Genomic DNA, 13987 nt, shown 5'->3' with positions numbered 1-13987 from the left:
GCTTCCGGACGGCGGATGCATCGAAGGGGACATAGCCGCGGAGACCGGTCACGACCCCTCGCAGACCCTGGAAAGATCCGCTTATCGGCAGCTTGATGCGCGTCTGATCCAGTGCGCTCTGGCGTTATCCCCAGTTCGGGGCACGTGACGTGGAGGAGGCGGACCGCAGTTCCATGCGGAATAGAACGGACGTCGCGGATCAATTGCCGGGCTGTCCAATCGCCGGCGCCACCGCAAACGTTTGTACGGATAAGGACCTTCCGTTCGCCGACGCTAGGCGACCTTGCGCTGTGCGATGTTCTACCCTCAGGTACAGGCACGGTAACCGAAACGTGACCCGAACGACCAGCCCATACGACGTTTCGGAACGTCGGCATCCGAGCTTGCTTCTGCCCCATGCCTGAGAACGCTTCCGACGGGTTCCCCTTCTTCCTCGCAGGCGGTGGCAAAATGGGCGCAATCATGCGCTCGCATGAGTGGTCTGGCTCGCCGCTTGGGCGTCCCAATACATGGCCCTCCTGTCTTCGCTCAACTGTGAGCCTGATGCTGGGATCGCGGTTCCCGATGTTCGTGGCCTTCGGGCCAGAACTCGGCTTCCTTTACAACGATCCCTATGCGGAGATCCTCGGCGACAAGCATCCGGCCGCACTCGGAAATCGCTTCCATGACATCTGGCCGGAGATCTGGCCTGACATCGCTCCTCTGATCAAACAAGCAATGTCGGGCGAAGCGACATGGTCCGAGAACATGCCACTGACCATGAACCGGCATGGCTACGACGAGGCGACTTGGTTCACGTTTTCCTACTCACCGGTGCGCGACGAGCGGGGTACGGTCGCAGGCATGTTCTGCACCTGCGCCGAGACGACTGGGCGGGTCCAGGCCGAAGCTGCTCTCCGCGAGAACGAGGCACGACTCAGGTTTCTCGACCGTCTGGGAAAGGAAGCTGCCAACAGCACCGATGCCGACGACATTCTCGCGACGACCACACGCATGGTGGCCGAGCATCTTGGATTGTCCAACTGCGCCTATGCGGACATGGACCCGGACGAGGATGGCTTCACCATCCGGGGGGATTGGGCAGCCGAAGGGGCCCTGAGTATTGTCGGGCATTACAGTCTCGCGGACTTCGGGCGGCGGGCCGTCGAGGACCTAGGGGCGGGCAGGCCGCTGGTCATTCACGACAACTTGGATGAGTTGGCCCCCGGGGAGGCAGCCACGTTCCAGGCTATCGGCATCGCAGCCACGATCTGCATGCCCTTGGTCAGGGACGGCCGACTGATCGCGCTGATGGCCATCCATGATCGTGTGCCACGCGTGTGGACGGACTACGAGCTTGCACTGATCAGCGAGGTAACGGAGCGTTCCTGGGCGCACATTGAGCGTGTCCGGGCCGTGGCGGCGCTGCGCGAGGCGGTTGATGACCTCGAAGCCTTGAACACAACGCTTGAGCAGCGCGTGGAGGAGCGCACCTCGCGGCTCTTCGAGACGGAAGAGGTTTTGAGGCAATCACAGAAGCTGGAGGCCGTCGGACAGCTCACAGGTGGGGTAGCGCATGACTTCAACAACTTGCTGACCATCATCCGCTCATCTGTAGATTTCCTGCTTCGCCCCAACCTGCCTGAAGAGCGTAGGAACCGTTATCTGAACGCCGTCTCCGACACGGTCGAGCGCGCGTCCAAGCTGACAAGTCAGCTTCTCGCGTTCGCCCGTCGCCAGACGCTCAAACCCGTGACGGTCAACGTCGGTGCACGGCTGCATGCCCTGGCTGATCTGATTGGGACGATTACGGGCGCCCGCATCCGCGTCGTGACCGAACTGCCGGTACGGCCCTGCTTCATTGAGGTCGATGTCAGCCAGTTTGAAACCGCCCTGGTGAACATGGCGGTGAACGCGCGAGATGCAATGGATGGTGAAGGAACCCTGACGCTACGGCTGGCGTGCGGCTCGCCCCTGCCACCGATCCGGGGCCATGCTGGTTCACCAGGTCCGTTCGCCGCGATATCGCTTCAGGATACCGGCTGCGGCATTGCTCAAGAAGTTCAGGCTCGGGTGTTCGAGCCATTCTTCACAACCAAGGACGTCGGCAAGGGCACAGGCCTTGGGCTGTCCCAAGTCTTTGGCTTCTCCAAGCAGTCGGGCGGGGACGTCACCTTCGAGAGCTCTCCCGGTTACGGCACGACCTTCACGCTCTATCTGCCGCAAGTCGCTGCTATGGCTTCTTCAGAAGAGCAGGAAGTCGAGACTGTCTCATTTGAACCGGGTGGTGCCGGCCAGCGGGTGTTAGTGGTGGAGGACAACATAGAGGTTGGACGTTTCGCGACGCAGATCCTGCAGGATCTGGGCTACGAAACGACCTGGGCAACCAACGCTGAGGATGCTCTCGACAGACTCGGACCTAACGGGGCCGACTTCGACGTCGTGTTCTCGGACGTCGTGATGCCTGGCATGGGTGGCATCGAACTCGCTAAGGTTCTGCGGAGCAAACTGCCTGACCTGCCGGTGATCCTAGCCTCGGGTTATAGTCACGTCCTCGCGCGCGACGGAACGTATGGCTTCGATCTATTAAGCAAACCTTACTCTGCAGATCAGGTCTCACGCGTGCTTCGCCGCGTCGTCCAAGGCAAGCGGCGGATGTCCACCAAATCAACCTGAGAGATGTGGCCTTCCCGGACGCCATGCGATGACGCGTACTAGGTAACTGAACTCATAAGACCGTGAACCGCCTCTTTCCCCATGCCTGCCGCAAAGATGCGAGGTGCCGATAAAGGCAGAACGGTTCTCGGCATCGCTTCGGTTGATTTTCGGTTCTGGCAGCCTCGCGGACTAGCTTGTCCAGTGAAACTGGTCGCAGGCAGAACGTCCGCTTCGGGTGGAATGGCCAACGTCTGGTCACCACCCCGAGCCGAAGTTGCCGGAAGGCTGACGAATGGCCGCTTCGGAGAAGGGTCCAAGGCTGTTCGGGTGGCTGGGTCGGGTCGACAGCGGCTGGTCCGGTCACGACCGAGTTGGGTGGGTTTCTGCCGGTCTGCTTTGGGAAATATAAAATACAGAGCAGACGTGTTCCTCCTTTGCAACACCGAATTGCCAACTGACCAAGTCGATAGAAGTGATTGGATTTTACCGATCATTCACGATCCTAGCTCCTGAGACCACGCGAACCAACGGTCTGACGCGGTCAGGCTGCGTACGGGCGGGTGGCCGCTGGCTCAGTATCGGACTGCCCTATGTCGACCACCTTGTATCAGGGGCAATCCGGGGACGTGGTTCAGAAGCCACGACCGGCGAGGGACGCCTTCCAGATCTTTGTTCTCGCGGCTGGATTGCTGATGGTCGCCCTCGTCTGGGTCGGCCTCTCCTACCACTTGCGCCTGCGCGAACAGTCCGTCCAGGACCAGGCGACCCGAGACGTTGTGAACCTGTCGATCGGGGTCGAGCAGCATGTCGAGCGCCTCCTTGTCGGCATCGACCAGGTCATGCGCTTCATCGCAGAGGATCACTTTCGCGACCCGGAGACCTTCGACTTCGCCGCCTGGATCCGCCGCGCGACCTCGCTCAATCACGTTGCGCACCAGATCTCCCTATTCGACGAACGTGGAGATTTCCTCGCCTCGCGCACGCCGCCGCCGCCCAGCCTGCCGCGCGTCAACGTCCGCGACAGAGCCTACTTCCAGGTCCTCTCTGCCAATCCCGATCAGGGCCTCTACATCGATCGGACGATGAAAGGTCGGTTCAGCGGCGCCGACCTCATCCAGACGGCGCGGCGGCTCAACCATCCCGACGGACGCTTCGCGGGCGTCATCGTCACCTCGATCGACCCGGCCTACCTGGCCAGCCAGTTCAAGGCTTTCAATCTTGGGGCGCAGGGCAGCATCGCCCTGATCGGCAAGGACGGGTTCATGCGTGCCCGCTCGCCGCAGATCGCCGGCATGTACGAAATCAACACCCGCGCCGTCGGCCTGCCCAGCGATCTCTTCCAGCCGAACACCTCAGGTTCGTTCCAGATGACGAGCCCGTACGATCACGTCACTCGCATCTACGGCCACCGCTCCGTCGGGTCGCTGCCGCTCGTCGTCAACGTCGGCAAGTCTCTCAACGAGGTCATGGCGCCTCTCGCAGACGAGCGCCTGCGCGCCAGGGTAGCTGGGGTTATCGTGACGGTTTTGTTGGTGGCTGGTGTCCTCATCCTGTTACGGGGATTGGAGCGTGGCAGCCGGCAGCGGGCAGCTCTCGCGCTGGCCAACGACACCTTAGCTGAGAAAGAGATCGTTGCCCGTAGGGCCGAGGGTCAGGCGCAGGAGGCTAACCGGTTGCTCAGCCTCGCCGCGCAGATCGCCCATATCGGGCATTGGCGTATTGGCCTGCCTGAACACACTGTCTTCTGGTCCGACGAAGTGTTCCGGATTCATGGCCGCGATCCCAGAGACGGGCCACCGTCCCTCGAAGCAGCGATCGCAGCTTATCATCCGGACGACCAGGACGAGGTGGCGCGTCGCGTCTCAGAGGCGATAGAAACCGGCCGGAGCTTCTCCTTTTCGGCTGGCATAGTGACCGACAGTGGAGTTCCGCGCGAGGTCATCTGTCGGGGGTTGTGTGAGCAAGATGCCGCCGGCGCTACGACGGCCATCTTTGGGACCATCATGGACGTCACCGACCTGCGCCAGACGGAGCGGGCCGTGATTGAGAGCGAGGCTCGCTACCGGCTCCTAGCTGATCACACCAGCGATATGATCGTCCAGGTCGATCTCCACACTACCCGCCGCTACGTTTCTCCCGCCTGTCGAGATCTTCTCGGTTACGAGCCCGAGGAACTGATCGGGACGAAGCCCATCGATATGGTGCATCCTGACGACCAGCCCGAGGTCGCCGCCCTGCTTGCCGACCTCACGAACGGCCAGCGAACTCAGGCGCTGAAGCGCCAGCGCTACCGGCGCAAGGATGGCACCTACGTCTGGGTCGAGGTTGGCTATCGGATCATCCAGGACGCCATGGGACAGGCCATCGGCTGCGTCGCCTCGACCCGGAACATCACGCCCCGTGTGGAGGCCGAGCAGCGCATCCGCGAGAGTGAGCAGCGCTTCCGCTTATTGGCCGAGAATACCAGCGAACTGATCATGCTCGGCCATGACAGCGGCCGGCGCTCGTACATCTCTCCGGCCTCCGAGCGACTCCTCGGCTACACCCCCGAGGCTCTGGGCGCGATGCGGCTCAGCGACTACGTTCACCCGGACGACCTCGACCTGGTCTACGCGACGACGCGCTCCCTGGTTGGCGGTCAGGCGGAAGCCACGTGCGAGTACAGGTCACGGCACAAGGTACGGGGCTGGATCTGGGTCGAGGGGGTGTTCCGACGCATTCCGAACACCCAGCCGAATGAACCGACGATCGTCGCGACCTTCCGCGACATCTCGGAGCGCCGAGCGCAAGGCCAGGCACTGGCCGACGCCAGAGCCACTGCCGAGCGCGCGAGTAAAGCCAAGACTGAGTTCCTGGCGGCAATGAGCCACGAAATCCGCACACCGCTCAACGGCATCATCGGCTTCACCGACCTGATGATTATCTCCGGCCGCCTGCCTCTGGACCTGCAGCGACACGCCGAGCTGGTGCGCACATCGAGCGCATCCCTGCTTACGGTGGTCAACGACATCCTCGACTTCTCCAAGGTCGAGGCCGGCGCAATTGAGCTCAATAGGCAGGTCTTCGACCTGCGGGCCCTGATCTACAACGGACTCTCGATCGTACGCGGCGCGGCGGTTCAGAAGGGCTTGGAGATCCGGGCGGTGATCGACCCGACCCTGCCCAAAGGATTGGTAGGCGACGAGGCTCGGCTACGGCAGGTGCTGCTCAACCTCCTGAACAACGCCATCAAGTTTACCCAGCGTGGCTCCGTCACCCTAGGCGTCCAACACGTCGGCACGACCGAAGCCGGTGAGCGTCTGCGCTTCAGCGTGTCCGATACCGGCATCGGCATCGCCAAAGACAAGCAGGACCGCCTGTTCAAGCGCTTCTCTCAGGTCGACGGCTCGATCGAGAGGGATTTCGGCGGCACTGGCCTCGGGCTTGCCATCTGCAAGCAGCTTGTGGACCTCATGGGCGGCGAGATCGGTGTTCTCTCTGAGACGGGGGTCGGCGCAGCGTTCTGGTTTTCGGTGCTGTTACCGCGCGGCTCGATTGCGCGGACGATCACTCTCGTCAAGGACGCACCAGTGGCGCGGCTCTCTGGGCACCTGCTTCTGGTCGAGGACAATGCAATCAACCAGGAACTGGCGCGAGCCGTCCTTGAAGTCGGGGGCCATACGGTTGAGGTGGTTGCTGATGGAGGGGCTGCGATCCAGGCAGTGAAGCGGAGCCGCTATGACCTTGTGCTAATGGATGTGCAGATGGCCGGGATGGACGGCATGACGGCGACGCGGCGCATCCGGGCTCTCGGCGATGCTGCATCGACGATTCCTATCATTGCCATGACCGCCAATGTGCTCGCGGATCAGGTTCAGGCCTTCCGCGAAGCTGGCATGGACGACCACATCGGCAAGCCGTTTAAGCGTGCAGAACTCTATCAACTGATCGACAAGTGGCTTGCTATGGGGACCGGCGGTGCGTCGTCAGATGCAGTCAATGGCGGATCCCAGGTCGGCCTTCTTGACCAACGGATCTACGACGAAGCTTCGGCACTCATTAGCTCCGACAGCTTAACTGACTTGCTAGAGGTACTCGGTGACGAGATGGCCGGGAGCTTCCTTACCAGCGGTATTTCTGCAGAGGACCGCGAGCAGCTTCGCTTCGAGGCCCACACCCTCGCGACCTCATCCGGTATGCTCGGCTTTTTGGCGCTATCCGACGCCTGCCGCGCCCTGGAGAGCTTCAATGAGCAGCGCGTGGCCCATGAAGGGCTGGCGGTGTTCCGAAACTGGCTGGAACAGACGCGTTCGCTCTGCCGCCAAACGCAGGCTTCGTCGCAAATCCTCATGGAGAGAGCAAGGTGTGGGTCAGATGTGCCGCTCTCGCTATCCAGCAATAGTTTGGCCGACGACGCATTTGAAGCCGCTACTTCATGATGTTTGGCTGCCGTGCCCGCCTTCTCAAACGCAAACATCTCCGTACCAAATTATAGAAGCCCTTCTCTGGTGTGCTGCGGGCGCGCAAACGTATATGTTTGCACAAAGGCGTTCTTACATCCGTGCAGAAAGCCCTCGACGCATAATCCTGAGAATCTCTTGAAGCAATATTTGATTATCCATACCAGCAACGTCTGCTTTCGGCGCCCATTAGGAGCCACTTTTCGACTGGGTCGGGTCGGGCCCCGTCAGTCCGCGTGATGAACGGATCGGGTAGGTTTCGGCCGGTCCGCTTCCGAACAGCGATAGCGCTGAAGCGGACATCATCCATAGGCGCACCGGTGCAAATGTTCGCTATGAGCACAGCCTGGAACAAGTCGCCCACGTCACTTGCAACACGGCTCACGCACTGTGTCCGACCCGCCCGAATGCGGGAAGAGAAGGAACGGCCGATGAACTATAAAGTGCTTCACGCGCTAATGCTGAGCACGGTTAGCAAGGATGTAGGCGCGCGCGGCCGGTGGCGATAACGGGCGGCTGAACAGAAAGCCCTGTACCTGCGTGCAGCCCTCGCGACGCACCAGCTCTAGCTGCTCTGCGGTCTCAACACCCTCAGCGACGATGCCCATACCGAGTCGCTCGCCGATACTGACCACCGCCCTCACGATAGCGGCTGCGTCAGGATCGTCGATGTCGCGGATAAACGATTTGTCGATCTTGATCTTGTCGAAGGGAAAGCGACGCAGATAGCCCAACGATGAGTACCCCGTGCCGAAATCGTCCAACGCGACGACCACGCCGAGGGATCGCAGTCGATGGAGACTGGCGATCACCGCGTCCCCATCCTGCATCAGAACGCTCTCGGTCACTTCCAACTTGAGGCGATTGGCTGGCAGACCCGTGTCGGCGAGGGCGGTGAGCACTGCTTCCTCAAGGCCGCTCCGAAACTGCACGGCCGATACGTTGACACCGACACGCAGCGTCTCCGGCCAAGTCAGTGCTTCGTGGCAGGCCTCGCGCAACGCCCAAGCGCCCAGCGGCACGATCAAGCCGTTCTCCTCGGCCAGCGGGATGAATTCCCCGGGCGAGACCTCACCACGAAGTGGGTGATGCCATCGCATCAGCGCCTCTAGGCTGACCACAGCACCGGTGGCGGCATCGACGACCGGTTGGTAGACGAGGTAGAATTCACCGCGCCGAACCCCCTCCTTCATGTCGAGCCCGAGTTGCCCGCGGGTCGAGACGCGTGCTCCGACATCCGGGCGGAAGATACGGTACGTGTTGCGGCCGCCGGCCTTGGCTTCGTAAAGCGCCATATCTGCCCGCTTGAACAACTCGTCCGCATCCCTGTCGCGCTCTGTGGCGATGGTGAATCCGACCCTGACGCCAACTTCAACGATCTGCCCGTCGAGGTGAAAGGGTGCTCCCACGGCGGCGATCAGCCGCTCAGCGAGACAAGCTGCGGCGCAGGGCTCGTCGAGATAGGCCAGCACGATCGCGAACTCGTCGCCGCCGAGGCGAGCGACGGTGTCGTAGGGTTGCAAGACCGATCGCATCCGCTCGGCCACCTCGCGCAGCAGAGCATCACCGGCCGGGTGACCCAGACTGTCGTTGATTGCTTTGAATCGGTCGAGGTCACAGGCGAGCACGGCGGACGGGCTGCGCGTTCGTGCTGTTTGAGCGATGGCTTGGTTCAGACGGTCGTGGAACAAGGCGCGGTTGGGCAAGCCGGTCAAAGTGTCGTGCAGGGCTAGGTACCGGACCCGGTCCTCCGCTTCCCGACGCGCCGACACATCGCGCAGGACGGCGACGTAGCCAGAGGGGCTGCCCACATCCGCGTCGTGGAGCAGGCTCACGGATGCTTCGATCCACACGTGGTGGCCGTCTTTGTGCTGGTACCGGACGCAACAGGTCGGTCGCTCACCGATCCCGACCCGCACCTGCGCCCAGTGCTCGGCGAAGGTGTGAGCATCGTCGGGGTGGATCAGGCTGAAGGCCTTCGCGCCGATCAGCTCCTCGGGTGCGTAACCGAGAACGTGTCGTACCGCGGCGGACGCGTAGGTGCGACGCATGTCGAGGTCGCAGAGGACGAAGATGTCATTGGCGCTGTCCGCGAGAAGGCGGAAGCGACGCTCGCTGTCCACCGCCTGCCGTTGCGCGCGATGCGCCACGTGATGTGCGATCCGCCCGCGCAGGGCGGCTTCGATGAAGACGGCGAGATCGGAGAGACGCTCTCGATCCTCGTCGCCGAACACCGCCCGCGGCATCGTATCGGCCAGGCAGACGGTCGCGCTATCGCCCGGGCCATCGTCGAGTGAGATCGGCACGCCGGCATAGAAGCGGAGGTGCGGCTTGCCCGTGACGTGCGGATTATCGACGACGCGGGGATCGGCCAGGGTGTCGAGGATGACGAGGGGGGTATGGCGCTGTTCGAGAGCTGTGAGCGCACACAGTGCGTCAGAGCGCGATGATGAACTGAGCGACAAGCCTTCGCAGCCGAGCAGAACTTGAGACACTTCGTCGAGCTGCGACACATATGCATAGCGAACACCAAAAAGCGCCGCGGCGACGCGGCAGATGGCGTCAAGCTGCGGGTCGCGGGTCGACGCAGGCAAAGTCGCGCAGTCGCCCGTTCCAGGGAATGCACAAGGACGCTGAGGCATCGGCATCTCGACACATTTCGATCGCAACCAACGTGCGATGACAAATCTCAATAATCAACCGGGGGTAGCCCTCAGATATCTCCAGTATTCACTCTAAGCATTGGGCAATTTGTCGCTGCTTGCGGCGAATATTAATTTTATAACCCATGTTTGTTCGGTTTATAACAATAGCACTAATTCAATATTATAACCCATATTGTTAAGCGACTGCTGAGCCGAACGGACGGATTGTGCACCGAGCCATCTTCCGTTGATTACCCGAGCCGATGTTGCCTGCTGGCCATCGAATGACGGCTTTTGGGATGCGCCTACGGTGGTCCGCGTGACCGGGTTGGGTCGGATGCGGAACATTCGTTTACGGTCAGGCAGACGAGTTCCGCCGTTGGTGCAAAACGAACGTCAGCTTAGCTAGTGACATCGGGGTACACCCTAGCGTGACTTAACGTGACTGGCATAAAACGTCGCAACATCTGGTTTGACACGGGTTATTTGTGACAAGGTAGCCTCGGACCTAAAGCTTGAGGTTACAAATCATAGCCCACATCGGTTACGCCCACGTCAGCACACTCGATCAGGACCTTGATGAGTAGTCGCCCGGCTGAAGGCTGAAGGCTGAAGGCTGCGGCGTAATCCGTTCGGAGAAGGTCTCTGGTGACAACCGCGATGGCCGGTCCAAGTTGGCGACCGTATTGGAGTTCCTTCGACCCGGTAACGAACTCATGGCCACGTGCCTCCACCGCCTTGGGCGCGACACCCGTAACGTCCTCAACCTCATTCACGAGGCCGAGCAGCGCGGGGCCTTTGTCATCATGCTTGCCCCCCTATCTCAACGCGCGGCGAAATGAGCCACAATAAGCCACGTCGTCCTGACGGTACTCGGCATGGTCGCGCGAATGGAACGGTGGTTCATCAAGGAGCGCCAGCGCGAGGGCATTGAGCGCGCGAAAATCAACGGTGCTTATACCGGCGGCAAGCGCCGCCTCGACAGCGACCGGATCAAGGCCCTGTGTGAGGCAGGCAATGGTGTTGCGGCGATTGCCGCTGAGTTGGCCAGCTTCCGCATGCAGGTGTACCGTTTTCTACGGGAACCGTAGCAGTCCGACCATCAAAAGTTTGATAGACCAGTGCACTTGCGGCTTTGTTTGGCTGGATGCGGCCTGGCTCGCCGGGCTCTCATTGTGTCATCGGTGAGTGCCGGCTCGACCGTGACCGGATCATGTCGTTGTCAAAGGTCGGCAACGGGGCCGCAGCGATTGTTGCGGCCCCGTTGCTCCGCATGCAGTTTTGCCCAGCAGCTATTCCGCCGCCATATGCGCTACACCGACGGCAGATACTCGAGCCGCACAGAACTTGAACTCCGGAATCTTGCCCATCGGATCAAGTGCCGGATTGGTCAGAAGATTTGCCGCGGCCTCGGCGTAACAGAACGGCATGAAGATCATGCCGACTGGTACGTCTCGGTCGGATCGAACCTTCAAGTGGACAGCGCCCCGTCGCGTTTCCAGTCTCATCGTATCGCCGGGTTCGAGGCCGAGTCGGTAAAGCTCCTTCGGTGCCAGAAAGGCGACCGCCTCCGGTTCGAGTGCGTCGAGGACGCCCGCACGCCGCGTCATCGATCCGGTATGCCAATGCTCCAGCACCCGGCCGGTCGAGAGCACCATCGGGTATTCTGCGTCCGGCACCTCGTCAGGCGGTACGATGGCCGCCGGTACGATCTTGGCCCGGCCACTCTCGGTCGGGAAGCCGGCGTAGAAGATGATCTCGTTTCCGGGCTTGTCTGGCGCGTCGACCGGGTAGGTCACAGCGCCCTCTCGCTCCAGGCGCTCCCAGGTGATGTTGTTGAACGATGGCATCACCTGCGCCATCTCAGCGAAGATGTCGGCGGGCCCGCCGTAATTCCACACAAGCCCCATCCGATTGGCGAGTTCCTGAATGATCCACCAATCCTGGCGAGCGTCACCCGGCGGCGAGACCACGGGTTTGGCGATCTGAACGCGACGGTCGGTGTTCGTGAAAGTGCCGGCCTTCTCGGCGAAGGCCGAAGCCGGCAGAACAACGTCGGCGTGGAACGCGGTTTCGGTCAGGAACAGGTCCTGCACGACGAGGTGGTCGAGCATCGCCAGCGCGTGACGGGCGTGGTTGAGGTCAGGGTCCGACATAGCCGGATTCTCACCCTCAACGAACATGCCCTTGATTTCGCCCGCATGGATCGCGCGCATGATTTCGACAACGGTCAGGCCATTGTTCGGATCGAGGGACTGCCCCCAGAACTCCTCGAAGAGCTTGCGTACCGCCTCTTTCTCGACGGACTGGTAGTCCGGGTAGACCATCGGGATCAGGCCTGCGTCAGACGCGCCCTGGACGTTGTTCTGGCCTCGGAGCGGGTGTAGCCCCGTACCTGGGCGCCCGATCTGCCCGGTAATAAGCGCGAGCGCTATGAGACAGCGTGCGTTGTCGGTACCGTGGACGTGCTGGCTGACGCCCATGCCCCAGAAGATGATCGAGGACTTAGCCCTTGCGTAGAGGCGGGCGACCTCGCGCAGGGTCTCGGCGTCGATGCCACAGACCGGAGCCATCTTCTCTGGCGTAAAGTCGACGATCTTCTCCTTCAGCGCCTCGAAGTTTTCGGTGTAACCCGCGATGTATTGCTCGTCGTAGAGCCGCTCCGTGACGATCACGTTGAGCATCGCATTCAGCATCGCGACGTCGGAGCCCGGCTTGAAGGCGAGGTGTTTAAAGGCATGCCGCGACAAAACCTGACGACGCGGGTCCATCACGATCAGCTTGGCGCCGTGCTGCTTCACGGCGTTCTTCAGGAAGGTCGCCGCGACCGGGTGGTTCACGGTCGGGTTGGCACCGATCACGATGATGACCTCGGCGTCCAGCGCCGCCGAGAATGGTGCAGTAACGGCACCGGAGTTCAGGCCTTCCATCAGTGCGGCAACTGAGGACGCGTGGCACAGGCGTGTGCAATGATCGACGTTGTTCGAGCCGAAGCCGAGCCGGACTAATTTCTGGAAGAGATACGCTTCCTCGTTCGAACCCTTGGCGGAGCCGAATCCGGCGAGCGATTTGCGCCCGTGCGTGTCGCGGACCTTGGTCAGCCCACCGGCTGCCCGGTCGAGCGCCTCCTCCCAAGTTGCCTCGCGAAAATGCGTCCATGGGTTGGCGGGATCGACCTGGTCGTTGGCGTCCTTCGGGACATTGTCGAGTCGGATCAGCGGTGCCGTTAGGCGATGGGGGTGGTGGATGTAGTCGAAGCCGAAGCGCCCCTTCACGCAGAGCCGGTTATGGTTCGCCGGCCCGTCCACACCCTCGGCGTAGACGATCCGCTCGTCCTTGACCTTGTAGGAGACTTGGCAGCCGACGCCACAATACGGGCACAGTGAGGTGACCTCCCGGTCGGGATAGAGCGTCCGGGTATTGTGTTCGGCATCGAGGTAGGCCGAGGGCATCAGCGCGCCGGTCGGGCAGGCCTGGACGCACTCGCCGCAGGCGACGCAGGTCGAGCCGCCCATGGGGTCATCGAAGTCGAACACGACCTTGGCGTCGGCGGAGCGGTAGGCCATGCCGATAACGTCGTTGACCTGCACCTCGCGGCAGGCCCGGACACAGAGATTGCACTGGATGCACGCGTCAAGGTTGACGCTCATGGCAGGGTGGCTGAAGTCTCCGGTCCAGCGCTCGGCCGCCGGGAAACGGCTTTCCGTGACGTCGAGGAAGTCGGCCTGCACCCAGAAATGCGACGTTGGATCGTGCGAGGTCTCGCGCTCCGGCTGGTCGGCGACGAGCAGTTCGAGCACCATCGCTCGGGCCTTGGTCGCCCGCTCGGATGCGGACTTCACCTTCATGCCGATGGCGGGGGTACGCTTACACGAGGCGGCGAGCACGCGCTCGCCCTCAATCTCGACCATGCAAGCACGGCAGTTGCCGTCCGGGCGGTAGCCTGGGTCGGGCTTGTGGCAAAGGTGCGGGATGTGCGTCCCGATCCGCTTGGCCACCGCCCAGATGGTTTCGCCGGGCTGAGCCTCGACCTGCCGACCATCGAGCTCGAACGCAATCGACGACGGGGCGACCGGGCCGTCCCTCAAGCCGAACGTCCCGGTCGGATCAGGAGCGGCCTGCCCCCCCGATTTCGCCCCTTGCGAATAGGCGCCGCCCGCCTCGGGTTTCGACCCCTGCGTAGAGCCGCCGGCATCCTGCGCGCCGTCGGCCCGGATTTTGTGCCTTACGGACGTATCGTCGTGCGTTTCGGGGGCGTTGCTCATG

At 62.0% G+C, this 13987-nt stretch carries 4 protein-coding genes and 1 pseudogene; 3 read left to right on the top strand and 2 right to left on the bottom strand.

Features of this window, described 5'->3' with window-relative positions; translation table 11 throughout:
- Window positions 1-564 precede the first annotated feature (564 nt).
- Both ACYQML_RS01690 and ACYQML_RS01685 read left to right on the top strand, forming a co-directional pair.
- Entirely contained in the window at window positions 565-2655 is a 2091-nt protein-coding gene (locus ACYQML_RS01690) for a GAF domain-containing protein (RefSeq protein ID WP_461234501.1), read from the top strand.
- A gap of 572 nt (window positions 2656-3227) precedes the next feature.
- Window positions 3228-7055 carry a PAS domain S-box protein gene (locus ACYQML_RS01685; protein WP_461234500.1) on the top strand — a complete coding sequence of 1276 codons (3828 nt, stop codon included), beginning with the start codon at window positions 3228-3230 and terminating at the stop codon, window positions 7053-7055.
- 476 nt (window positions 7056-7531) lie between these two features.
- On the opposite strand, the gene ACYQML_RS01680 is transcribed toward ACYQML_RS01685, so the two are convergent.
- Window positions 7532-9670 carry a sensor domain-containing phosphodiesterase gene (locus ACYQML_RS01680; RefSeq protein WP_461234499.1) on the bottom strand — a complete coding sequence of 713 codons (2139 nt, stop codon included), beginning with the start codon at window positions 9668-9670 and terminating at the stop codon, window positions 7532-7534.
- 653 nt (window positions 9671-10323) lie between these two features.
- Here ACYQML_RS01680 and ACYQML_RS01675 point away from each other — a divergent pair.
- A pseudogene (locus tag ACYQML_RS01675) lies at window positions 10324-10812 on the top strand (recombinase family protein).
- Between the two features lie 201 nt (window positions 10813-11013).
- Here ACYQML_RS01675 and fdhF read toward each other — a convergent pair.
- Window positions 11014-13986, bottom strand: a complete 2973-nt coding sequence (fdhF, locus tag ACYQML_RS01670; protein WP_461234498.1) for a formate dehydrogenase subunit alpha — start codon at window positions 13984-13986, stop codon at window positions 11014-11016.
- Window position 13987 lies beyond the last annotated feature (1 nt).

This window comes from Methylobacterium sp. CM6244, assembly GCF_054817885.1.
The sequence above is the reverse complement of the archived record's forward strand: the minus strand, read 5'-3'. Positions and strand labels throughout refer to the sequence as shown.